The 23,527-nt window shown below is 30.6% G+C and carries 23 protein-coding genes and 1 riboswitch; of the genes, 1 reads left to right on the top strand and 22 read right to left on the bottom strand.

Annotation, left to right across the window (positions count from 1 at the left end; translation table 11 throughout):
• Nucleotides 1-155 precede the first annotated feature (155 nt).
• A riboswitch (TPP riboswitch) is annotated at nt 156-256 on the bottom strand.
• Nucleotides 257-282: 26 nt separating this feature from the next.
• The 16 genes from rpe to V6137_RS16085 form a co-directional block, all read right to left on the bottom strand.
• On the bottom strand, nt 283-930 hold the full coding sequence (gene rpe, locus V6137_RS16010) for a ribulose-phosphate 3-epimerase (protein WP_425448966.1): 648 nt from the start codon (nt 928-930) through the stop codon (nt 283-285).
• A gap of 1 nt (nt 931) precedes the next feature.
• On the bottom strand, nt 932-1,807 hold the full coding sequence (rsgA, locus tag V6137_RS16015) for a ribosome small subunit-dependent GTPase A (protein WP_425448967.1): 876 nt from the start codon (nt 1,805-1,807) through the stop codon (nt 932-934).
• Entirely contained in the window at nt 1,807-3,786 is a 1,980-nt protein-coding gene (gene pknB, locus V6137_RS16020) for a Stk1 family PASTA domain-containing Ser/Thr kinase (RefSeq protein WP_425448968.1), read from the bottom strand. Before pknB ends, rsgA begins: the two co-directional genes overlap by 1 nt.
• Nucleotides 3,787-3,790: 4 nt before the next feature.
• A complete protein-coding gene (locus tag V6137_RS16025; protein WP_425448969.1) occupies nt 3,791-4,534 on the bottom strand; it encodes a Stp1/IreP family PP2C-type Ser/Thr phosphatase in 744 nt (247 codons plus the stop codon).
• 28 nt (nt 4,535-4,562) lie between these two features.
• Nucleotides 4,563-5,594 (bottom strand): dual-specificity RNA methyltransferase RlmN, encoded by a 1,032-nt coding sequence (gene rlmN / locus V6137_RS16030; protein ID WP_425448970.1) that lies wholly within the window; start codon nt 5,592-5,594, stop codon nt 4,563-4,565.
• 159 nt (nt 5,595-5,753) lie between these two features.
• On the bottom strand, nt 5,754-7,085 hold the full coding sequence (gene rsmB, locus V6137_RS16035) for a 16S rRNA (cytosine(967)-C(5))-methyltransferase RsmB (protein WP_425448971.1): 1,332 nt from the start codon (nt 7,083-7,085) through the stop codon (nt 5,754-5,756).
• Between the two features lie 92 nt (nt 7,086-7,177).
• Nucleotides 7,178-7,846, bottom strand: a complete 669-nt coding sequence (locus V6137_RS16040) for a zinc metallopeptidase (protein ID WP_425448972.1) — start codon at nt 7,844-7,846, stop codon at nt 7,178-7,180.
• Between the two features lie 24 nt (nt 7,847-7,870).
• Complete coding sequence (locus tag V6137_RS16045) at nt 7,871-8,623, bottom strand: DUF116 domain-containing protein (RefSeq protein ID WP_425448973.1); 753 nt, start codon at nt 8,621-8,623, stop codon at nt 7,871-7,873.
• Nucleotides 8,624-8,641: 18 nt separating this feature from the next.
• Entirely contained in the window at nt 8,642-9,571 is a 930-nt protein-coding gene (gene fmt / locus V6137_RS16050; protein ID WP_425448974.1) for a methionyl-tRNA formyltransferase, read from the bottom strand.
• 26 nt (nt 9,572-9,597) lie between these two features.
• The gene (gene def, locus V6137_RS16055) at nt 9,598-10,038 is read right to left on the bottom strand and encodes a peptide deformylase (RefSeq protein ID WP_425448975.1); all 441 of its coding nucleotides are present in this window, start codon (nt 10,036-10,038) and stop codon (nt 9,598-9,600) included.
• Nucleotides 10,039-10,049: 11 nt separating this feature from the next.
• The gene (gene priA / locus V6137_RS16060) at nt 10,050-12,536 is read right to left on the bottom strand and encodes a primosomal protein N' (protein ID WP_425448976.1); all 2,487 of its coding nucleotides are present in this window, start codon (nt 12,534-12,536) and stop codon (nt 10,050-10,052) included.
• A 148-nt stretch (nt 12,537-12,684) separates the two neighbouring features.
• Nucleotides 12,685-13,875, bottom strand: a complete 1,191-nt coding sequence (gene coaBC / locus V6137_RS16065; protein WP_425448977.1) for a bifunctional phosphopantothenoylcysteine decarboxylase/phosphopantothenate--cysteine ligase CoaBC — start codon at nt 13,873-13,875, stop codon at nt 12,685-12,687.
• A gap of 12 nt (nt 13,876-13,887) precedes the next feature.
• Entirely contained in the window at nt 13,888-14,097 is a 210-nt protein-coding gene (gene rpoZ, locus V6137_RS16070; protein WP_425448978.1) for a DNA-directed RNA polymerase subunit omega, read from the bottom strand.
• Between the two features lie 24 nt (nt 14,098-14,121).
• Nucleotides 14,122-14,709 carry a guanylate kinase gene (gene gmk / locus V6137_RS16075; protein ID WP_425448979.1) on the bottom strand — a complete coding sequence of 196 codons (588 nt, stop codon included), beginning with the start codon at nt 14,707-14,709 and terminating at the stop codon, nt 14,122-14,124.
• 22 nt (nt 14,710-14,731) lie between these two features.
• A complete protein-coding gene (gene remA / locus V6137_RS16080; protein WP_425448994.1) occupies nt 14,732-14,986 on the bottom strand; it encodes an extracellular matrix/biofilm regulator RemA in 255 nt (84 codons plus the stop codon).
• Between the two features lie 20 nt (nt 14,987-15,006).
• Nucleotides 15,007-15,888, bottom strand: coding sequence for a YicC/YloC family endoribonuclease (locus tag V6137_RS16085; protein ID WP_425448980.1), 882 nt, complete (start codon nt 15,886-15,888; stop codon nt 15,007-15,009).
• A 370-nt stretch (nt 15,889-16,258) separates the two neighbouring features.
• On the opposite strand from V6137_RS16085, the gene V6137_RS16090 reads away from it, so the two are divergent.
• Entirely contained in the window at nt 16,259-18,037 is a 1,779-nt protein-coding gene (locus tag V6137_RS16090; protein ID WP_425448981.1) for an Rqc2 family fibronectin-binding protein, read from the top strand.
• Nucleotides 18,038-18,065: 28 nt separating this feature from the next.
• Here V6137_RS16090 and V6137_RS16095 read toward each other — a convergent pair whose 3' ends face one another.
• From V6137_RS16095 to pyrE, 6 genes are all read right to left on the bottom strand, one after another.
• A complete protein-coding gene (locus tag V6137_RS16095; RefSeq protein WP_425448982.1) occupies nt 18,066-18,827 on the bottom strand; it encodes an ABC transporter permease in 762 nt (253 codons plus the stop codon).
• On the bottom strand, nt 18,820-19,740 hold the full coding sequence (locus tag V6137_RS16100; protein WP_425448983.1) for an ABC transporter ATP-binding protein: 921 nt from the start codon (nt 19,738-19,740) through the stop codon (nt 18,820-18,822). The genes V6137_RS16095 and V6137_RS16100 overlap by 8 nt, the downstream gene beginning before the upstream one ends.
• A gap of 144 nt (nt 19,741-19,884) precedes the next feature.
• Nucleotides 19,885-20,913, bottom strand: coding sequence for a sensor histidine kinase (locus V6137_RS16105; RefSeq protein ID WP_425448984.1), 1,029 nt, complete (start codon nt 20,911-20,913; stop codon nt 19,885-19,887).
• Between the two features lie 4 nt (nt 20,914-20,917).
• Nucleotides 20,918-21,619: a response regulator transcription factor gene (locus V6137_RS16110; RefSeq protein WP_425448985.1), complete on the bottom strand. Its 702-nt coding sequence runs from the start codon at nt 21,617-21,619 to the stop codon at nt 20,918-20,920.
• A gap of 79 nt (nt 21,620-21,698) precedes the next feature.
• Nucleotides 21,699-22,544, bottom strand: a complete 846-nt coding sequence (locus V6137_RS16115; protein ID WP_425448986.1) for a phosphatase PAP2 family protein — start codon at nt 22,542-22,544, stop codon at nt 21,699-21,701.
• A 395-nt stretch (nt 22,545-22,939) separates the two neighbouring features.
• A complete protein-coding gene (gene pyrE, locus V6137_RS16120; protein ID WP_425448987.1) occupies nt 22,940-23,518 on the bottom strand; it encodes an orotate phosphoribosyltransferase in 579 nt (192 codons plus the stop codon).
• Nucleotides 23,519-23,527: the final 9 nt, after the last annotated feature.

The raw sequence follows: 23,527 nt of genomic DNA on the forward strand, positions 1-23,527 counted from the left end.
GCCGCCGACTTCCTTCAGATTCCACCTCACGGTGGACACCCTTGTCTTCAGCTAGCACCTATATCACCTTCGGTGTTCGGGACTTTCACCCTATAGACTGTGTCCATGCTGGGCACACATAAAAAAGAACATTACCTAGAGAAGGCAATGTTCTTTAATAAACATAATAACTTCCCTACGCTAGAATTACCTAGATCAGGTTACGGGTCGAAACCAATGGGTTTCCTCTCAGCAATAAGCTCCCCAGAATTTTTATACCCCATATATTTAGTTATAAACTAACTAAATTTCCTTAAACTTTTTAGTTGTTTCAACAATATTATCTGACTTAAAGATTGCAGACCCTGCTACAAAAACATTAGCTCCGCAATCTCTTATTTCTTCTATATTATTAAGCTTAATTCCCCCATCAACTTGAATATCAATATCTAATCCCTTTGAATTTATCATTTCTTTTAATTTTTTTATTTTATCTTTCATCTGTGGAATAAAACTTTGTCCCCCAAATCCAGGATTAACTGTCATTATTAAAACCATATCCAAATCATCTATAACATACTCTATTTCATTTAATGGAGTAGATGGATTCAACGCAACTGCTGCTTTAATCCCTTCATTTTTAATTTGTTGAATAACCCTATGTAGATGTATTGTTGATTCTTGGTGTACAGTTATTATATCTGCCCCAGCCTGGGCAAAGTCCTTTATATATCTTTCAGGTTTATCTATCATAAGATGTACATCAAAGGGAATATCAGTTACTTTCCTTAGTTGCTTTATAACAGGGGGACCAAAGGTTATATTAGGAACAAAATGTCCATCCATTATGTCTAGATGGACTAAGTCCGCTCCCCCTTCTTCTATTTTCTTTATTTGATCATTTAGTTCACTGAAATCTGCTGATAATATTGATGGTGCTATTTTAGTCATTTTAATACCTCCTGTTGTCTTCGATTTCTTTTAAAAACATAAGATAATTTTCATATCGTGATTCGCTTATATCTCCACTTTCTACCATTGCCTTCACTTCACATTTAGGCTCTTTTCTATGTTTACATCCCCTGAATTTACAAAAGTCTTTCCATTTATATATTTCAGGAAAATAATAGTCCAATTCTTCTTCAATTATAAAGTTTATATCTAATGAGCTAAATCCTGGAGTGTCCAACACCCATCCTCCATTGTTAAGCTCCATTAGTTCTGTATGCCTTGTTGTATGTTTTCCCCTTTTTGTTTTTTTGCTAATTTGTCCTGTCCTAAGTTCTAGATTAGGTTGTATTTTATTTAGTAATGTTGACTTTCCTACACCGGAGGGACCGGCAAATACGGTTATTTTATTCTCTAATACCTTTGCTAATTCTTCTATACCTTCGCCAGTTTTAGTACTGGTTTTAATTATATTATAACCGGCCTTTTCATATATATCAGTTATACCATTTATTTTACCATTTTCATCTAAATCAAATTTATTTATACAAATAGTAATATCTAAGTCTTGATGCTTAGCCAAAAGTAGAAATCTATCCAATAACCATAGATTAGGTTCAGGAGCCCCAATAGCAAAAACAATTATAGCTTGATTAACATTGGCCACTGGTGGTCTTATTAACTGACTTTCTCTGTCACATATTTCCATTATATATCCTGTTTTATTTAGGTCATCACTTTGAATTAGAACTTTATCTCCAATTAACGGAGTTATTTTTTTCTTTCTGAAAAGACCCCTAGCCTTACATTCATATAATTCATCCTTTACTTTTACTATATAAAGTCCTCCTACTCCTTTTATGATTATACCCTCTAGCATTAATTGTCCTCCTCAAAGTTTACTGTTTTCGAACCGTAGGGTTCCCCATCAATATATATTTCAATTTTGGCACTTCCTGTTCCTGAAACGGTCAATAAAATACTTTCCTCATCGGTATTGTATGTCTTATCATGTACCAGTTCTTCCTTGTCTCCTTGTATTTTTAGTGCTTTCACCCTTACTTTTTCCTTATTGCTCGGCAACTCTATTACCATAGTTTCCGTTTTTTCTGAATTATCATTATTGCTTTCAGAAGAATCTTCCCTATCTTCTTTATCTTTATTTTCTTCTTCCTCTGGTCCTGAACTAACCACTAAGTCTACAGTATTATTTTCCCACACTTCACTCCCAAAGGGGAAACTTTGATTTATAACTATATCTTTTTCTATCTCATCATTATTTTTGTAGCTTATTTCTCCAACAACCAACCCTTTGCTAATAATTTCTTTCTTTGCAACTTTTATATCTTTACCTTCTAGCTTGGGCATTAAGACAGAGGTCCTCTTTGGACCCTCACTTACAATAAAATCAATTTCACTTCCTTCGGCAACCATAGTATTAGGCTTTGGAATTTGATCTATTATAACACCACTTGGTATAACATCATCATGTTTATACTCAACATTTCCTTCCTCCAGCTTTAAGCCTCCAAGCTCAACCTCTATATCGGTAGAATACTTATTTATAAGATCAGGTACCTTAACTTGTTTTTGTCCTTTACTTGCAATAACTTTTATATCGGCTCCCACTCTTCTAGTTTCTTCTTTTCCCACATTTTGTTCTATTATATATCCTTCTTTATATTGGGAGTTATATATCTCTTTTTCAATAATAAAGTTAAACCCTGCCTCTTCAATTTCTTTTTTAGCAACTTCTATGGGCTTATTTACCACATATGGTACAACCACCTCAGAAGGGGGTTTAACTAAGTCCCTTATGAAAACAAAACCAAAGGCAATAGCCGATGTTAATAGAAATGCCGATAAAATAGCTACTAATATAATAAATTTGTTATTCTTTTTACCTTTTTTAGAGTTTTCATTTTTATCCCTTCTTTTCCCTTTAAATTCTTCACCTTCATAAGGTGATTCATTATTAACAGCAGGTATAATTATCGTTGGAGAATCACTTATATCATCAAGGTTAACAAAATTTTCCTCATCTGTATTCTTATATTTTTTCAAATCTTTAAGTAACTCTCCCACATTATTATACCTTAGACTCTGATCCTTTTTCACACATTTAGTAATAATATCCCTAATATTTTTAGGAATATTTTCCTCTACATCCGAGGGAAATAAAACATCTTCCTGAACATGTTTAAGAGCAACAGATATTGGGCTCTCCCCTTTAAATGGAACACTACCGGTTATCATCTCATACATAACTATACCTAAAGAATATATATCTGATTTTTCATCCGTATATCCTCCCCTGGCTTGTTCAGGAGAAAAATAATGTACTGAACCTATAACATTACTTGTATTCGTTACGGTTGAGGAAGTAGCAGCTCTAGCTATCCCAAAGTCCGTTACCTTTACCCTTCCATCTTCAGTTACCATTATGTTATGGGGTTTTATATCTCTATGAACAATATGATTTCTATGGGCATGATTTAATCCATCAGCTATTTGCATAGTAAAGTTAAGAACTTCATTAATATTTAGTTTACCCTTTTCTCTAATAATATTCTTTAATGTAGTTCCTTTAACGTATTCCATTACAATATAATATATATCTCCTTCAACCCCAACATCATATATATTTACTATATTGGGATGGGAAAGACTGGCAGCGGCTTGGGACTCTCTTCTAAACTTATCTATAAACTCTTCATCATTTGTGAACTCAGACCTTAAGACTTTTATAGCTACATATCTATTTAAAAGCTTACACTTAGCCTTATATACCAAAGCCATGCCTCCGCCACCTATTTTCTCAATTATCTCATATCTATTTCCCAGCACTTTTCCTATCATCTTTTCACCTCTCTTCTAAACCAATATCTACTAGTAGCGCAGTAATATTATCTATTCCACCTAAGTCATTGGCAGTATTAATTAACAAATCACAGGAACTATTTACATCTTTAGATGACAATATTATTTCTTTGATTCTATCATTACTTACCATATTTGTAAGTCCATCTGTACAAAGGAGTATTATGTCCTTTTGATTAATACCATGACTGGTAATATCTATTTTTATGTTCTCGTCTGTCCCTAAAGCTCTAGTAATAATGTTTTTTTGAGGATGATTCATGGCCTCTTCTTCACTTATCCTACCGTTTCTAACCAACTCTGCTACTAAGGAATGGTCTCTAGTCAATTGAATTAACTCTTTATCCCTTAACAAATATGCTCTACTATCACCTATATGACCTATAAAAACTTCACTACCAAATACAAAAGCTAAAGTTACAGTGGTACCCATTCCCCTATAATTTTCATCCTGTGATTTTAGAAAGACCCTTCTATTTGCCTCCTTAAGGGCATAATCTATAAATTTAGGAATCTGTAGCTCATTATTTTTTAGTTTTTCTTCATTATTATAAAGAATTTCTTCTATGGTTTCAATAGCTATTTTACTAGCTACTTCTCCAGCCTTATGTCCTCCCATTCCATCTGCCACTACAAATAAGGGTAACTCTTTTATCTTAGAATAAAAAAATGAATCCTGGTTTATATTTCTTATTTTCCCTACATCGGTGCAAATTCCAACAAGCACATTTTCACCTCACTTTAACAAACCTACTTTACTTTTTATAATCTCTCCTTAACTGACCACATGCGGCATTAACATCTGAACCCATCTCTCTTCGTATGGTGGCACTTATACCCCTGACATCTAAATAGGATTTAAATCTATTGATAGATTCCTTTTTAGATTTAACTAAATCATTCTCCTTTATAGGATTCAATGGTATTAGATTTACATGACACAATAAACCCGATAATAATTTAACTAGTTTTTCAGCATGTCTATTGGTATCATTAACTTCATCAATTAAAGTATATTCGAAGGTTATTCGTCTATTAGTTTTTTTTATATAATATTTACATGCCTCTATTATTTCACCAATAGAATATCTGTTGGCTATAGGCATGATTTCTTGTCTGTCCTCATCAAAGGGTGTATGAAGAGAAATAGATAATGTTATAGGTAAAGCTTCTTCTGCTAATTCATATATTTTAGGTACTATACCACAGGTTGATAGGGTTATATGTCTATAACCTATATTTAAACCATTTTTATCATGAATAAGTCTTAAAAATTTTAAGACATTATCATAATTGTCTAAAGGTTCTCCAGTACCCATGAGGACAATATTGCTAACCTTTACATTTAAATCCTTCTCTATACTATAAACTTGATCTAGAATTTCTGAAGGTGTAAGGTTTCTAACAAGTCCATCTTTTGTCGAAGCACAAAAAGAACATCCCATTTTACAACCAACTTGGGTTGATAAGCATAAAGAAACTCCATGCTTATATTCCATCATAACACTTTCAATTATATTACTATCTTCCAATATAAACAAATATTTTTTTGTATTATCTATATTAGAATCAAATCTTTTAAATTTTTTTATATTACCTATCTTATGGTTTTCATTTAGCTTGTCCCTTAGTTTTTTCGACAATACTGTTATGTCATCTATAGAATCCACTTTTTGTTTATGAATCCATTTAAAAACCTGTTTAGCTCTAAACTTTTTTTCATTGATTTGTAAAAATACATCTTCTAATTCTTTAAGGGTTAATGATTTTAAGTCTATTTTTTTCAAAAAATCCCTCCTGAAATTTCTTCTACTATATTATACCATATTTTTATTTTTTTCTTAAAATATTTGATAAATTTTATAATGGAACAGAAGCACCATCTGTGCTTCTTTGTTTAGTATAAAGCCCAGGGTGCAGAGAGCAAAGAGTTGATTTCAGATTCACTATTTTTTAATTAATTTTGCTATAAAGAAACCATCTACATTATGAATATTAGGATATAGTTCAATAAACCCTTTTTCAGCTCCTTCTATATCCTTTACCAAATCATCAAAACCTTTCAATGTGAAATCTTTATTTTCTGCTAGAAACTTTTTAATGATTTTAATATTCTCTTCTTTGTTTGTAGTACATGTGCTATATATTAGTGTTCCCCCTTTTTTAACATACTTACTTCCATTATTTAATATTTGATATTGAAGTTTTATTAGCTCCTCTAGGTTATTTTCCTTTTTAGTCCATTTTATATCCGGTTTTCTCCTAATAAGACCAAGGCCTGAACAGGGAGCATCTACTAAACAATAGTCTACTTTTTCTAATAATTTTTTATCAAGTTCTAAGCCATTAAACTTCTCTGTGGTAATTATATTTGTTCCTAATCTTTTAATATTTTCTTCTATCAGCTCTAACTTATGATTATAAATATCTCTAGCTATAATTTTACCCCTATTATTCATTTTTTCAGCTAAATGAGTAGATTTTCCTCCTGGAGCACTGCATACATCTATAATAAAACTATTATCCTTGGGATTCATAATTTGTCCCACTAACATTGAACTCTCGTCCTGTATTTGAAATAATCCATCTTTAAATTCTTTAAGTCTAGTAATGTTTTTAGGATTTTCAATTATCAAACCTTCTTTAGCATATTTTGTATACTTGACTTTCAAGTTTTTTGATTCTAAACTATGAAATAACTCTTCCCTTGAAGTCTTAAGGGTATTAACCCTAATATTTAGATGGGGCTTTTTATTATTTGCAATACATATTCCCTCTGCAAAACTATATCCATAATCTTTAATCCATTTTTTTATCATCCATTCAGGATGGGAGTATTTAACGGATAAATACTGAATTGGATTATTTTTTTTGTCTGGTAGTTCTATTTTATTTTTATTTCTAACCACATTTCTTAAAACCCCATTTACAAAACCGTGGGTTCCTTTATGTCCATATTTCTTTGATAGTTTTACCGATTCATTTACTGCTGCACTATCGGGAATTCTATCTAAAAATATTATTTGATAAATCCCCATTTCCAATATGTTTTTAATGGCAGGTGATATTTTTCTTAACTTTATTTTGGAAAATTTCTTAATTATAAAATCTATATATATTTTATTTTCTAATACCCCATAAACAATCTCCCTAACAAGTCCAATATCATTATCTCTAATCCCTTTGATATTTTTATTGATGGCCATATTAGAAAAAGCATCCTTCTCATTTATCTCATACAATATCTTAAATACTTTTTGTCTTACATTTTTCTCCACAAGTATCCCTCCATAAAAATAAGGGGGTCTTCTCCCCCTTAGTATCTTAATAAAGTACTCCTTCTATACTGTGAGGGGACTCATCCCCATTATTAATCGTCACTGCTACTTAACAAAATTAATCTTATTAACTGTCCAACTGCTACTAAAGTAGCCGCCACATAGGTCAATGCCGCCGCATTTAATACCTTCTTTGCAGGCTTTATTTCCTCTTGTCTCATAATACCACTTTCTAATTGTGCAAGAGCTCTACTACTGGCATTAAACTCAACGGGTAAAGTTATTATCTGAAAACCAACAACAGCTAAGTATAAGATTATGCCTACTTTTATCAAACTTGGGTTAACAAAGAACCCTAAAATCACTATAATCCAGACAAATCTTGCACCAAAATTAGCTATTGGAGCAAGATTATTTCTTATTGTTAGGGGAAAATATCCATTGGCATGTTGTATAGCATGCCCAACTTCATGGGCTGCTACTCCAGCTGCTGCCACTGATCTACCATTATATACTGAACTGGAAAGTCTTAATATCTTTGTTCGTGGATCATAATGGTCTGTAAGATGTCCCCTTGTATGTTCTATTTTCACTTCATATAAACCATTCTTATCTAATATTTTTCTGGCTATTTCAGAACCGGTATATCCAGACCTACTATCTACTTTTAAATATTTATTAAATGTGGTTTTCACTTTTGTTTGGGCATAAAAAGCGAAAATCATTGCCGGTATTAATATTATAATACTTGGGTCAAACATACCATAAGGAAAATACATACTCTGCTATTCCTCCTTTAAAAAGTTCTTTATTGCTTTTTCCAATTTGTTAACATCAACTTTAGTGTTATAACATGGTCCATTAGGTCTTTCATTAAATACTCCTAATACTGGAATTTTATCAACATCATTAATTCCACTTACTAAATCCCTCTCACAAGCCACAGCTATAATAGCCTTCGGTCCCTTTCTTTTTATCCACTCCCTAGCTAGAGTCCCACCGGTAGCAACAATAGCCTCCACATTATATTTTTCACATAATATTAATATATCATTAATGTCACATCTGCCACATTTTCTACAGTTATTTATATCATTTGTTATCTTATATTGGCATTTTGCCTCCTGTAAACAATGGGGCAAAAGAATTAATATCCTACTATCATTAACTTTTATATCCTTAGACTCAACTAACAAGTTATTTATATCACTATAAACTCTTCTTATAACGTCCTTATCGATCTTAAATAGTTTTGTTATTATGTTTAACATTGGGTACATGATTTTTAAAAACTTTTTTATATACTTATAGCTAACATTATTTACTTTTTTATATTTAATTATCCTATATATTATATATGTTGTCCATATTCCAATTAAAATAAGTATGGACAGAAGTATTAATGCTATAGATAATATTACTTTTATTATATCCATATCATTAGATGTTATTGTATATAATATAGTTCCACCTAAAATAACCATTAACATAACTATAAATATAGTGGAAAATATAAATGTTTTTTCATCCTTTTTCATTTGATTCACATCCGTATTTTAAGATAAAACTATTCCTTCAGCAAATTGATTTCCCTTTAGATAATCTTTAACATCCATCCTTTTCTTTCCGGGGAACTGTAATCTTTTAATAACTATGCAGGAGTCTTTAGTATTTACATATATTCCTGTATCGTCAACCTTTACTACTTTACCATTTTCACCATCTTTAAATTTGCGGCATACCTCTACTTTAAATATTTTAATTTTTTTATCTTTGTATTTAGTAAATGAACCGGGCCACGGTTGTGTTCCCCTTACTAAGTTTTTTATATTTTCTGCCCTGTCATTCCAGTTAATCTTACCTAAGCTTTTATCCATCATTTTAGCATAACTGGCCTTAGATTCATCCTGGGGTACTCTATTTATGGTACCATTCTCTAATCCATCCAAGGTCTCTATAAGTAGATCTGCCCCCATATCCATAAGTCTATTGTAAAGTTCCCCGGCTGTTTCATTATCTTTAATATCTGTCTCAGCCTTTAATAGCATATCACCTGTATCAAGGCCCTTTTCCATATACATAGTAGTAACACCTGTTTTTTTCTTACCGTCTATTATTACCCAGTTTATTGGAGCAGAACCTCTATATTCTGGTAATAATGAACCATGAACATTAATGCATCCATACTTTGGGAGATTCAATATTTCTTCTTTAAGTATTTGTCCATAGGCCACAACCACAATAACATCAGGCTGAACATCCTCTAATTTTTTTATAGAATCATCATCATTAATATTTTCAGGTTGAAAAATATCTAATCCTAATGCTTCTCCAGTAACCTTTACATCGGGAGGGGTAAGTTTCTTACCCCTTCCCTTTGGCCTATCAGGTTGCGTTACAACTAATTCTATATTATGTCCCTTTTTATAAATAGCTTCTAATGTTGGTACTGCAAAATCTGGAGTTCCCATAAAAACAACTTTCACATTATCACCTCTAAAATATACTTAATCTAGTCTATTACTCTGTCTACAAATAATACTCCATTTAAATGATCAATTTCATGACATAGGGCACGGGCAAATAATTGTGTTCCCTCAATTGTCTTTTCATTTCCTTCCATATCCATATATTTCACTTTAACCTTTTCAGGTCTTTTTACCTTTCCTGATTTTCCTGGAATACTTAAACAACCTTCTTGATCAACATACTCTCCTTCTTGCTCTATTATTTCTGGATTAATTAATACTACAGGTCCTTCCCCCACATCTATCACTATTATCTTTTTCAATATCCCCACCTGGGGAGCCGCTAAACCTACTCCATCTTCTTTATACATTGTTTCCTTCATATCCTCTATTAAAGTTCTTATACGATCTGTAACTTCTGTTATTTCCCTTGATTTTTTTCTTAAAATCGGATCTCCTTCAAATCTTAATTGTCTTAACGCCATATTATCTCCTCCTATATTAATGAGTTTGGATTAATATCCACATTATATTTTAAGTCATTACTTTTACTAAACTTATTATTATTTAAACATATATCATATATTATACTCTTTATTTCATTTATTTCAAAGTCACTACATTTAATAATAACTTGCCATCTGTATTTATTTTTAATCTTTGATATCGGTGCTGGATTAGGTCCTAATAATTTTTTTACGTCAAAATCTAAATGTCTAATTTTAATTTCTTTTTTTAAATTAAATACTAGTTTCGCTGTTTCATTGGCAACTTTCTTTTCCTCTTTTCCACTAACTACAATATTTATTATATTAATAAATGGAGGATATTGAAACTCCTTTCTAATCAATATCTCTTCATCATAAAAACTAACATAGTCATGGAATCTTGCATTCATTATGCTATAATGTTCTGGTTCATAGGTTTGAAGTATGGCCTGGCCTTCATCAGCTCCTCTACCTGCTCTACCCCCAACTTGAGTAGCAAGTTGAAAAGTTCTTTCAGATGCTTTAAAATCAGGTAAGTTTAAACTCATATCAGCAGCTATTATTCCAACCAATGTAACATTTGGAAAGTCCAAACCCTTTGATATCATTTGAGTCCCTATAAGGATATCAACTTCTCCATTTTTTACTTTTGAAAGAATCTTTTCATGACTTCCTTTTCTAGCTGTTGTATCAACATCCATTCTCGCTACAGATGCGTTAGGAAAATATTTCCTAACCATTTCTTCAATCCTCTGGGTTCCTATCCCAAAGTATTTTATATATTTACTTCCACAATCGGGACAGATAACTGGGGCCTTCATACTTAGACCACAATAATGGCATTTTAATAAATCCCTATTTTTGTGATAAGTAAGGGATATATCACATTTATTACATTTGGCCACATAACCACATTTTCTACAGGAGACAAAAGTTGAAAATCCCCTTCTGTTTAAAAAAAGAATAGTCTGTTTTCCTTTTTCTAAATTAAATTTTATAGCATCATATAATCTTGTGCTAAAAATTGACTTATTACCTTTATCCAATTCATTTTTCATATCTATAACAGTTATAGGGGGTAATGGTTTATTATTTGCCCTTTTTAATAAAGTGAATAGTTTTATTTCTCCTTTTTTAGCCCTATGGTAAGTATTTATTGATGGTGTGGCTGAACCTAAAACTAAGGATGCCCCTTCTATCTCACACCTTTTTTCCGCCACTTCAATGGCATCATACTTAGGGTTCATACTGGACTTATAGCTAGATTCATGCTCCTCATCTATTATAATGAGCCCCAACCTTTTAAATGGTGCAAATATGGCTGACCTTGCACCTACAACTATATCTACTTTACCATCTTTTATCTTTCGCCATTCATCGAACCTTTCCCCTAGAGATAATCTACTATGTAAAACGGCAACCCTATTTTTAAATCTTCCTGCAAACCTTTCTACTGTTTGGGGCGTTAATGATATCTCTGGTACCAAGACTATACTTTGTTTATTTTCTTCTAACATTTTATCTATAAGTCCAAGATAAATTTCTGTTTTACCACTACCTGTAACTCCATGTATAAGAAATTTATTTTCATTTTTCCCCCGAACATCTGAATATATCTCCTCTATACAATTTTTCTGTGCTTCATTTAATTTTACTCTATTATACTCAGGGATTTTTTTTGATATGGCATTTCTTTTTACTTCTTTATCAATTATCTTTATATAACCCTTTTTTTCTAGAGACTTAACAGTTGATAAACTAGTTGATAAAGCCTTCTTTACCTCTGATAATAATACCTCTTGTTTATCTTCTAGATATTCTATTATTTCTTTTTGTTTAAATGCATTATCACTTATTTTCTGTAATATAATATCCATTTCATTGGTGTTAAATAACTTTACAATACATTTTTGATATCTTTTATTTACATCTGAGGTTATCTTCTCATATATTTCTATTATACCCCTCTCTTCTAGATTATTTAAAGATTTATTAATATTACTAATATTAATATTTTTCTTTACCTCAGTTATATCACTATCACCATTTTCACAAAGATATCCAACTATCTTTTTTTCGTTATCCGAAGAGAGAGTTTTAATAAAAGAATACTCAATTCCCTTTTTCATTTTAATATATCTTTTAATTTTTTTTGTTATTCCCGAAGGCATTATTGTTTTAAATACATCTATATACTGACATAGATATTTATTCTTCATCCAAATCCCAAGTCTCAATAGATTTTCTGACAGTATTGGTACGTCATCTATTATAGCTTCTATAGCTTTTAGTTTATTTTTCTCTATACCACAATTTTTTTTAATATTTATTATTATACCCTCTAATTTTCTATTTCCCCTACCAAAGGGAACTATCACCCTAGTTCCTAACTTTATCTCTTCAATATATTTATCTGGTACAATATATGTATATACCCTATCTGTATTTCTACTTTTATTATCTACTATTATTTCTACCATTAATCTGTTCTTCATTGCTATCAACCTTTCAAAATTTCCAGTCCTTAGAATAAATAATATATTTCCTAAATATATATTATATCAAAATAAATATCATATATATAGACCGTGGAATAAAAAAACTAGATATAAGTCAAATACTTAACTTATATCTAGCTAACCATCATTTTAAATGGGATTGCACCTTATTAATTATCACTTTAGCAAGTTCTGATTTTGTCATTTTGGGATAATTATCTATGTCACCTTTTCTATTGATAATAGTTGCCATATTATGATTGCTTATAAAGCCTACATCCTTTTTAGAGATGTCATTTGCTACAATAAAATCTAGATTTTTCTTTTTAATTTTATTTTTTGCATTTTCTATTATATTATCTGTTTCAGCTGCAAATCCTACTAAAATTTTATCCCCTTTATTTTTACCTATCTCAAATAAAATATCAGAATTTCTTACAAACTCAAGTTCCATATTACCATCATTTTTCTTTATTTTAGATTTACTAAATTCCTTGGGTTTATAGTCAAGTGGTGCCGCTGCTTTAATTAAGACATCACTTTCTTCTAGATTATCCTTTATGACCATGAGCATTTCTTCGGTTGTAGTAACATCTATTACTTTCACTCCACTGGGTTTTTCTAAGTTTGTAGGTCCAGATACCAATATAACCTCTGCTCCTTTGTTCTTTGCTTCCTCTGCTATGGCATATCCCATTTTACCACTGGAACGATTAGTAATATATCTTACAGGGTCTATTGCTTCAATTGTTGGACCTGCAGTAACAAGTATTTTTCTACCTTCCAATTCATTACTTATTAAACTTTTTGTTACATAGTCAGCTATATCTTCTGGCTGAGCCATTTTACCTTCCCCATAATCTCCACAAGCCAATCTTCCACTGGCGGGCTTTATAAATTCATAACCTAATTTTTTCAGTTTTTTCACATTTTCCTTAAAAATGGGGTTAGTATACATATTCGTGTTCATAGCCGGTGCAAATACCACCTTGGCTTTTGTTGCCATAATAGTAGTAGTCAACATATCATCGGCTATTCCATTTGCTACTTTTCCAATTACATTGGCTGTAGCAGGTGCTACTAAAAATAAATCTGCTTTCTGGGCAAGGGATATATGCTCTACATCCCAAGTTTTAGGCTCTTCAAACATATCCACTGTAACATAATTTTGGGATAATGACTGAAACGTAAGGGGTGTCACAAACTTAGCAGCAGAATTGGTCATTACAACATTTATATTGGCAGATTTTTTCCTAAGTCTACTTACAATATCAACCGCCTTATAGGCTGCTATTCCCCCTGTAATTCCCATAACTATATTTTTACCTTTTAGCATTAGATCACCCCATTATTCATTCTCTAAAGGTTCTTCTCTATAATAAGAAAGTTTATCTTTAGCTATTTCCTCTATAGCTATTGAAACCGGCTTAGATGAATTTGCTTTTACATCTGTTTCTGCTCCATCTACTAATTGTCTAGCCCTTTTCGAAGCCATCATCACTAAAGTATATCTACTATCCGATTTTTGCAGTAATTTATTTATTGATGGGTATAACATAATATTCGGCCTCCTTTAAATTGTTTATATATTATAATTTTCCCTACTAACCTTACATTTCTCTGCAGTGATAATACATTTAATCTTTTCAACTGCTAATTCTAACTTATCATTTATTATTCCATAATCATATTTATTAATAAATTTCATTTCTTCATAGGCATTATTAAATCTTGTTTCTATAGAGTCTTCTGTCTCTGTTCCTCTACCTATAATTCTGTTTTTCAATTCTTCCATAGAAGGTGGTACCACAAATATAAAAACTCCATGGGGATATTCATCTTTTACTTTTAATGCACCTTGAATATCTATCTCTAATAAGATATTTTTCCCTAACTCTAACTTTTCTAAAACATTTTTCTTAGGAGTTCCATAATAATTACCATGAACCTGTGCATATTCTAAGAAATTATCCCTGTCTATCATGTCTTTAAATTCTTCTTTAGTTTTATAATAGTAATTCACACCATCAATTTCCCCTTCCCGAGGTTCCCTTGTGGTGGCTGATACCGATACTTCTATATCATTAAAGTCCTTTAATAACTCCTTACAAATAGTTCCTTTTCCAACTCCCGATGGCCCCGATATAACTATAAGTAGTCCTTTATCCATTTACTTCCCTCTTTCTATTTTATTATCCTTCTATCTCCTCTTCTTTATCCTCTAGTCTATGGGCAACAGTCTCAGGTTGTACTGCAGATAAGATAATATGGTCACTATCTGTAACAACTACAGCTCTTGTTCTCCTACCGTATGTAGCATCAATTAACATGCCCCGCTCTCTGGCTTCTTGTATTATTCTTTTTATTGGTGCAGATTCTGGACTAACTATTGCTACAATTCTATTTGCAGATACTATATTGCCAAAACCTATATTAATCAATTTAATTCCCATAAAAGGCCTCCTTCTTACTCAATATTTTGAACCTGTTCTCTGATTTTTTCCAGTTCGCTTTTTATATCTACTACACAATTAGTAATGCTAACATCACTTGATTTGGCCCCTATAGTATTGGCCTCCCTATTCATTTCTTGAACTAAAAAGTCTAACTTTCTTCCCACTGAGCCCTCTGACTCTAGGATCTTATTTAGTTGATTTATATGACTATATAACCTTACTAGTTCTTCATTTATATTACTTTTATCTGCAAATATGGCAACTTCATTGGCTAGTCTACCTTCATCTATCTCATACTTATCATCCAATAACTCATCTATTCTATTAGTAAGTTTATCTTTATATTCTTCTATTACTTTTGTAGATCTAGCTTCAATATCTTTAATAATTTTTTGTATTTCGGCTCCCCTTGTTTTTATATCCTGTGATAATTCTTTACCTTCAGAAACTCTCATTTCTATCATTTTTTCTAGAGCTTCTTCAATAGACAACTTCAGACAAGTCCATACTTTCTCTTCATCCTCTTCTGATTTTTCTACCTTTAGTATATCAGGAAAAGTTGATATTAATTCCATAGAAATATGGTCCATTATTTTTAATTCATTGGATAATGCTTCCAGCGATTCTCTGTAGGCTTTAGCAAGGGGGAGGTCAACCTTTACATCTACACTACCTTCTCCTATATAATCTAAATTAATATATATTTCTATTCTTCCCCTTTTTATTTTACTTTTTACTAGTTTTTTTATTTTTTCCTCTAGATAATTTAGATGCTTAGGCATCCTTACTATAATATCATTATATCTATGATTTAACGATTTAATTTCTACAGTGAATTGTCTTTTATCGTCTCTATTTTCACCTCTTCCAAAGCCTGTCATGCTTCTTATCATATTACTCATCCTTTCTGAGTTATTATAATTAATTAACTTATAACTTACACTTTTTCAATTAAATTCTGAACTAGTATTTTCAGTTGGAGAAAACCTTTATTAAAAAAAAATGAAGCCTTAGAATAGATTTGAAGCTACATTTTAAAATTGAAAGTTAATAATAATTATGTTCATATATTAGGATATCATACTTCCTACAAAATTTCTCTAGTTTGTTACATTTTCTTAACAATTTATTTTTATTTTTTAGTAATAGCTTTATATTTTGCATCTAAAGTGTTATACTTTATTACAACTAATCTTTGATTTAAGCTATTTTTATAAGTATTAGCCTTTCTTAAATATATTATTTAGTAATGGAGGAATTTTTATGTCATTAGATGGAATCGTAGTTAAATCTATTGTAAATGAATTGGAAAATACCATTTTGAATGGTAAAATAGATAAAATATATCAACCTGAAGAAGATGAAATTTTAATTAACTTAAGAAGCAAAGGTAACAATGTAAGGTTATTAATGTCTGCCAGTAGTAATAATCCTAGAATTTATTTAACTGAAAATAAAAAATCTAATCCCATTAAACCCCCTATGTTTTGTATGTTGCTTAGGAAACATCTTCAAGGTGGTAGGATAATTGCTATAAAGCAGCCTTTATTAGAAAGAATTATTAATATTGAAATAGAAAGTTTAGATGAGCTTGGGGTAATGTCCACAAAAGAGCTTATAATAGAAATAATGGGTAGACATAGTAATATTATTTTGCTAGAACAGGACTCTAAAAAAGTAATAGACTCTATAAAGAGAATTACTCCAGATATAAGTAGGGTGAGACAAATAATGCCCGGTTCTATATATAAACTCCCTCCTTCTCAAGATAAATTAAATCCACTGTTTATAAACAAAGAACAGTTGATAGATAAAATTAATAATACCAATGAGGGAACTGAAATATATAAGTTTATATATAAAACATATATGGGAATCAGTCCTTTAATAGCCAGAGAAATATGCCAACGGGCAGGACTCAATTCAAATCTTAAATTGGGGGGGTTAAGTGAGCATAACAGAGAAAGTTTATTTATTTCTTTCAATAATGTTATAGACAACATTAACTTTAATAGATATGAGCCCACTATGGTAATTGATGAAGAAAATAGTAAAGCTCTGGGCTTTTCCGTTATAGATATAACCCAATATGGAGACATGAAAAAGATACACTTTGATTCTGTTAGTAAAGTATTAGAAGAATATTTTACTACTAGGGATAAATTAGACAGGATTAAACAGAAGTCCATAGACTTAAGAAAAGTAATAAATACAAATCTAGATAGGGCAAAGAAAAAAATAGCTAAACAAAAACAAGAACTAATAAATGCTGAAAAAAGGGAAAAGTATAAAATATATGGGGATTTAATAACAGCCAATATATATAGGATTGAAAAGGGGCAAGAAAAAGTAAATGTGCAAAATTTTTATAGTGAAGAACAAGAAGAAATAGAAATTAGACTAGATAATAGACTAACACCTTCACAAAATGCTCAAAAATATTATAAGAGATATAATAAACTTAAAAATGCCCACAAATTGGTGGCCAAACAAATTGAATTTACAAAACAAGAAATAGACTACTTAGAACATATTTTAGTAAGTATAGATAATTGTACTGAAGTAAAGGAATTAGATGAAATAAAAGAGGAATTAGCTAAAGAGGGTTATATTAAAGCTAGGAGTAAGAATAAGAAGAAAAATAAAAAATCCACAGAATCTACCCCTAGACATTATATATCCTCAGATGGCTATGATATATATATTGGTAAGAATAATAAACAAAACGACTACCTTACCCTTAAGTTTGCCAGTAAAGATGATATTTGGCTTCATACCAAGGATATCCCTGGCTCTCATGTTATAATAAAAACTAAAGGTGGAGAGGTTCCAGAAACAACATTGGATGAGGCTGCATTGTTAGCTGCATATTATAGTAAAGGTAAAATGTCCAGTAATGTTCCTGTGGACTATACAGAAAGAAAAAATGTAAGAAAACCAAATGGAGCAAAACTTGGTATGGTTATTTATGATAATAATAATACTTTATATGTTACTCCTAGAGTAAGTGAGATAAATAAGATTAAAATAGCTGAAGATTAAATAAGACTGAGACCTATAGGTCTCAGTCTTATTTAATATCCTTTTTGTTTATATAAACTATACTTCCTATAGTAAACACAATAAATATACCAAACATAGATATAATAGATTTTAATAAATTAAAATCCACTTTTGTACCTACTCCTGAAAACGGTAAATCAAATACATTTATGATGACCATATGGGGTCCCATCCATGGAAATATATTAATATATTCAGTTTGTGCTATAAATAATCCAACCATTAATGCAACTATCATTGATATTACAACAGGTATATAGTTTTTAACAACTAAAGTTATAAACATTACAAAGGGGGTTAATAAGAAAGATAATATTCCAAATGAAGTATAAATTTTAATAATTTTTAAAACCTCACTAAGACCTAAACCTTCAAATCTTCCTATAAAACTTAACAATAAACTTATAATTAATGAAATATACATAAATGATACTATCCATAACAATATTATTATCATTTTAGATATTATATATTTAGATCTACTTATAGATATAGACAATATGTTTTTAAGTGTATCCTCATCATATTCTCTATTGAAAATATAACTTGTAACTAGTCCAAAACTAATAGTTCCAAGGAACATTCCCATCATTATTATATTTCCATAACCTAATGATTCAAAGTTCCCAATATAATTAGGTATATTATATTGTTTATGTAATTCTGCGATAAAGAGTATTAGTGGTATTATAGCACTACCTAATATACTAAGTAGCAATATTTTAGACCTTTTTAATTTTAATATTTCAGTATATATTAAGCTAGTCAATTCTATCCCCTCCAGTTAATTTTAAAAAATAGTCTTCTAAATTATCTTCACTCAGTTTTAACTTAGATACTAGAATGTCATTATCATTGAATAACTTATTTATATGTTCAATCTTCTCTAGGTCAGAATAAACTCTTATACTTCTATTCTCATGAACATCATAGTCTTTTATATTAAGTTTTCTTTCCAATAACATAGTTGCTCTACCGTCATCTGATACAACAACCTCTACATACCTCTTATTTTTCTTTCTCAATTCATCAAATGTAATCTCTTCTAATAACTTTCCTTTATGTATTATTCCTATAGTTGTTGCCAATTGTTGTACTTCACTTAGTATGTGGCTGGACATAAGTATAGTTATCTTTCTTTTTTCTGCCAATTCCTTTATCATCTTTCTTACTTCTTTAATTCCGCCAGGGTCCAGGCCATTGGTTGGTTCATCTAGTATTAAAAGCTCAGGATTGTGTAGTATGGCCCTTGCTATACCTAATCGCTGTTTCATTCCTAAAGAGTAATTCTTTACGAGTTTATTTCTTGCATCTAACAATCCTACATTCTCTAAAGTTTCTTCTACAACATGGTTACTTTGAACCCCTAATAACTTCTTATTAATTTTTAAATTCTCTACTGCTGTCAAATTTCCATAAAAACCTGGAACTTCAATTAGTGACCCTATCCTTGGTAATATATACTTTTTATTAGATTTAAAGTCCCTACCAAATATACTAAAGCTACCTCTAGTTGGTTTTGCTAACCCTAATAACATTCTAAGAGTTGTAGTTTTTCCTGCTCCATTTAAGCCTAAAAATCCGTATATACCCCCTTTTTCTATATTCATATTTACATTATCAACTACTTTTTCGGTTCCATATTGTTTTGTAAGATTATGAGTATTAATTATAGTTTCCATTTCGCTACCTCCTTAGCTAGTCTCTATATAATATAATAGTCTATTAAGTTTACAAGGGGCTTAATGAAATCTTACAATTTTCTTAAATCCATATATAGCAAGCTGGGGGATTACAAATCCCCCAGCAACAATAAGAAGGTCATTCTATCTTTTTTTTAGTTCAAAGCTAAAAGTCGTTTTCTCATAGGGTATACTTTCCACCCATATTTTCCCTTTATTTAATTCTATAAGCTTTTTTGATACAGCTAAACCGAGACCATTATTTTTTGAGACTTTCCTAGAGCTGTCTGCCCTATAAAGTCTATCAAATACATAATTAATATCTTCATTATTTATTCCCTTTCCTTTATCCCAAATATTTACTATAACCTTATCTTCAAACTCTATAACTTCAACTCCTGTTTCTTCCCCATCTTTTCCATGTATAATAGAATTTTTAAGTATATTATTTAATACTCTTACTATACTAGTTCTATCTACCAATACATTTAATGGCTTTTCAGGTATATCTACTTTAAGGTTTATATCATTATTTTTTATAGAAGGTAAAAATCCTATTAAACATTCCCTAACTATTTCTGATAAATTATGCCTTTCAAAATTCATAGGTGTTTCTCCTGCATCTAATTTAGCCATTTCAAAAATATTATCTATCATTTGTTTTAAATCTTTAGACTTTTTAAGTACTATGTCAATGTATTCTTCCCTTTCTTTCTCATCCTCATAGACCCCATCCTTTATAGCATCTATATACCCTATTATAGATGTTAGAGGTGTCCGTATATCATGGGACATATTAGACAAAAGCTGTTTTCTTGTATTTTCCAGTTCTATCTTTTCTATCCGTTCTTTTTGTAACTTTTCAATAATTAAGTTAACTTCTTTTGCTAAGTCACATATAAAGCTATTACCATCAATATGTATTCTAGCATTTAAATTATCATCTAATATTTCTTTACTACTATCTATAATATTGTAGACCTCTTTATTAATTCTTTTAATAAAATATATGATTATAATAAATAATACAATTATTATAAAACTAAAAATATTATTACAAAAACTGTTTATATTACCAAATTGAAAAATAGATTGGGACATCACTAATCTTCCACCAACAGCTATAGTTATTCCCACTAAACATAAAAACACTATAATTTTATCCTTCTTCATAGCATCATTCCTCTGTAAATTTATAACCTATTCCCCAAACTGTCTGTATAAGTTTAGGTTCTTTAGGATTGTCTTCAATCTTTTTTCTAAGCCTTCTTATATGAACCATAACAGTATTATCATCTTCATAATAATTATCGCCCCAGACGTTTCTAAATATTTGCGCCTTGGTAAATACCTGCTTTGGATTATTTATAAAAAATTTAAGAAGCTTAAATTCTATAGCCGTTAATTTAACAGGTTCACTATTAATATAAACACAATAGCTATCAAAGTCTATTTTTATCTTTCCTATTTCTTTATATCTATCTTCTTTATATTCCCCCTTTGCTCCTATAACATAATACCTTCGTAAATGAGCCTTTACCCTAGCTACTACTTCATTTATACTGAAGGGCTTAGTAATATAATCGTCAGCCCCTATGCTTAATCCTAACACCTTATCTATCTCGCTATCCTTAGCGGTGAGCATAAGTATGAGAGCGCTAACTCGATCCCTTATACGTCTACATACTTCTATTCCATCAACCTTTGGCATCATAAGATCTAAAACTATTAAACTATATTTGTTATTAGTTATAAGATCTATAGCCTCCTGACCATGGGATGCTGTATCAACTTCATATCCTTCCCGCTCTAAATAACGCTTTAGTAATTTCTGTATCTCAACTTCATCGTCCGCCACTAATATTTTTATATCTTCCATCTTTTACCACCTTATATTATATTTTTTATAAGTATTATAACATAAAAACTGGTCTGGACATATCCAGACCTAGATAAAATTAACTCAATTTTAATTTCTTAAATAAATATGGAGCTACTAAAGTAACCCATATTCCCAGTATCAGATATCTTATATATATATACATTGTTCCTAAAGGAAAAATATATTTTAACCCAACTTGTAATATAAGAAATCCTACTATACCTACCATATATTTAGCTATCTGACTACTTAACTTTGCTCTTTCATTAAACCTTATATGGTTATCTTCTATCACATAACCTATTAAAGCTCCCATCATTAATGGCAGTAACTTTATGGTGTTCTCATCATAATAAACCATTAATAAAATATTTGGTATAATTATAGCTAATATTATGGTAAAAATATAATTCAACTTCATAGTGGACACTTTTCTAATTATAAAGTCACTTATAAAAGCGACAAATATAGCTATAATAAATCCTCCTAAAATATCCACTGGCCAGTGCACCCTAAGATATAGCCTTGAAAATGCTACTAACACTATAGTTAACCAGCCTATTATATAAAGAGCTTTATTTTTTACTTGATACATTAAATACAACCAAAATGTACTACTCATTTGGGTATGCCCACTGGGAAATGAATATCCAGGGGCCGATTTAGTATATAGTGAACTTATCTTTTCATTGTATATAGGCCTTTGAGTCTGAAATAAGTCCTTTAACCCACTATTAACATAAGCAGAAATCATAGTGACTACAAAAAGTCTTATCCCTAGCTTTTTGTTTATACACCAAAATACTAATGTCATAATAAGCACATAGAAAACTTCACTACCTAGATTAGTTATAAATATAAATATTTTATCTAATATTGGATTGCTTATTTCCTGTAAAAACAATAGAAAATCTAGTTGCATAAAATCCTCCCTTTAAATTTCTTTTACCCTATATATATTTTCTATAACATGGTTTAATTCCCTTCTTTTTTTGAAATGTAGGGTAGAACAAAGAAGCGCCGTTGGCGCTTCTTTGTTCTAGTCAGGGTGCAAGGTGCAAAGAGCAGGGAGTTTGGGGGATTACGAATCCCCCAACAACAGATTTTGCAGCATGGAATAAATTCTACTCTACCTTTCAAAATGATGTTTTATTTCTGTTCGTCGGACAGGGCGTGCCCTGTCCCTATGCTTTTATATTTCTTCTTTATTTCTAAGCTCCTACATAATAAAATTTTACGACCATCGGGAGTAAAATCTCCTTACCTATTCTTTATTCTCTATTATTTATTCTTTATCTTTCCCCTCTCCTCTTTCCTCTATTTCTTAAAAGTCCTGCTTCCTGGCTTAACTACTTCCACTCTATCTTTACATAGTGGGCAATCTTCTTCTGTATATGTTTCTATGTCAAAATCTATTACCGATCTTAGTTCTTCATCAAACTTTGTATTTCCTTTACTTCTATTTACTATACTACCTACCCCTATTACTTCTCCACCACATTCTTTTATTACATCAATAACTTCTTTAACTGATCCTCCTGTGGTCACAACATCCTCTACCACAAGTACCCTCTGTCCTTTCTCTATATTAAAGCCCCTTCTTAATGTCATTTTTCCATTTTCTCTTTCCATAAATATATTTTTTATATTTAATTGTCTAGCCACTTCATATGCTAGTATAATTCCCCCTACAGCTGGTCCTACTATTAAGTCTATTTTTTCATCTTTAAACTTTTTTACTAACTCCTCTGTAATCTTCTTTGAATACTCAGGATACTGAAATAACTGGGCACATTGTAAATACTGTTTAGAGTGTCTACCTGATGTTAATTTAAAATGTCCATTTAATAATACACCTGCTTTTTCAAATATGTTTAATATCTCTTCCCTTTTCATTAAAATCTC

Origin of the sequence: Dethiothermospora halolimnae, from assembly GCF_037577855.1 — a bacterium.
In the GTDB taxonomy this organism is placed as follows: Bacteria; Bacillota; Clostridia; order Tissierellales; family VENL01; genus Dethiothermospora; species Dethiothermospora halolimnae.

Coding starts and splice junctions, on each gene's coding strand:
- rpe (WP_425448966.1), bottom strand. CDS start 930: ATGACTAAAATAGCACCATCAATATTATCAGCAGATTTCAGTGAACTA.
- rsgA (WP_425448967.1), bottom strand. CDS start 1,807: ATGCTAGAGGGTATAATCATAAAAGGAGTAGGAGGACTTTATATAGTA.
- pknB (WP_425448968.1), bottom strand. CDS start 3,786: ATGATAGGAAAAGTGCTGGGAAATAGATATGAGATAATTGAGAAAATA.
- V6137_RS16040 (WP_425448972.1), bottom strand. CDS start 7,846: ATGTTTGACCCAAGTATTATAATATTAATACCGGCAATGATTTTCGCT.
- V6137_RS16045 (WP_425448973.1), bottom strand. CDS start 8,623: ATGAAAAAGGATGAAAAAACATTTATATTTTCCACTATATTTATAGTT.
- def (WP_425448975.1), bottom strand. CDS start 10,038: ATGGCGTTAAGACAATTAAGATTTGAAGGAGATCCGATTTTAAGAAAA.
- priA (WP_425448976.1), bottom strand. CDS start 12,536: ATGAAGAACAGATTAATGGTAGAAATAATAGTAGATAATAAAAGTAGA.
- coaBC (WP_425448977.1), bottom strand. CDS start 13,875: ATGCTAAAAGGTAAAAATATAGTTATGGGAATTACAGGGGGAATAGCA.
- rpoZ (WP_425448978.1), bottom strand. CDS start 14,097: ATGTTATACCCATCAATAAATAAATTACTGCAAAAATCGGATAGTAGA.
- gmk (WP_425448979.1), bottom strand. CDS start 14,709: ATGGATAAAGGACTACTTATAGTTATATCGGGGCCATCGGGAGTTGGA.
- V6137_RS16085 (WP_425448980.1), bottom strand. CDS start 15,888: ATGATAAGAAGCATGACAGGCTTTGGAAGAGGTGAAAATAGAGACGAT.
- V6137_RS16090 (WP_425448981.1), top strand. CDS start 16,259: ATGTCATTAGATGGAATCGTAGTTAAATCTATTGTAAATGAATTGGAA.
- V6137_RS16100 (WP_425448983.1), bottom strand. CDS start 19,740: ATGGAAACTATAATTAATACTCATAATCTTACAAAACAATATGGAACC.
- V6137_RS16105 (WP_425448984.1), bottom strand. CDS start 20,913: ATGAAGAAGGATAAAATTATAGTGTTTTTATGTTTAGTGGGAATAACT.
- V6137_RS16110 (WP_425448985.1), bottom strand. CDS start 21,619: ATGGAAGATATAAAAATATTAGTGGCGGACGATGAAGTTGAGATACAG.
- V6137_RS16115 (WP_425448986.1), bottom strand. CDS start 22,544: ATGCAACTAGATTTTCTATTGTTTTTACAGGAAATAAGCAATCCAATA.
- pyrE (WP_425448987.1), bottom strand. CDS start 23,518: ATGAAAAGGGAAGAGATATTAAACATATTTGAAAAAGCAGGTGTATTA.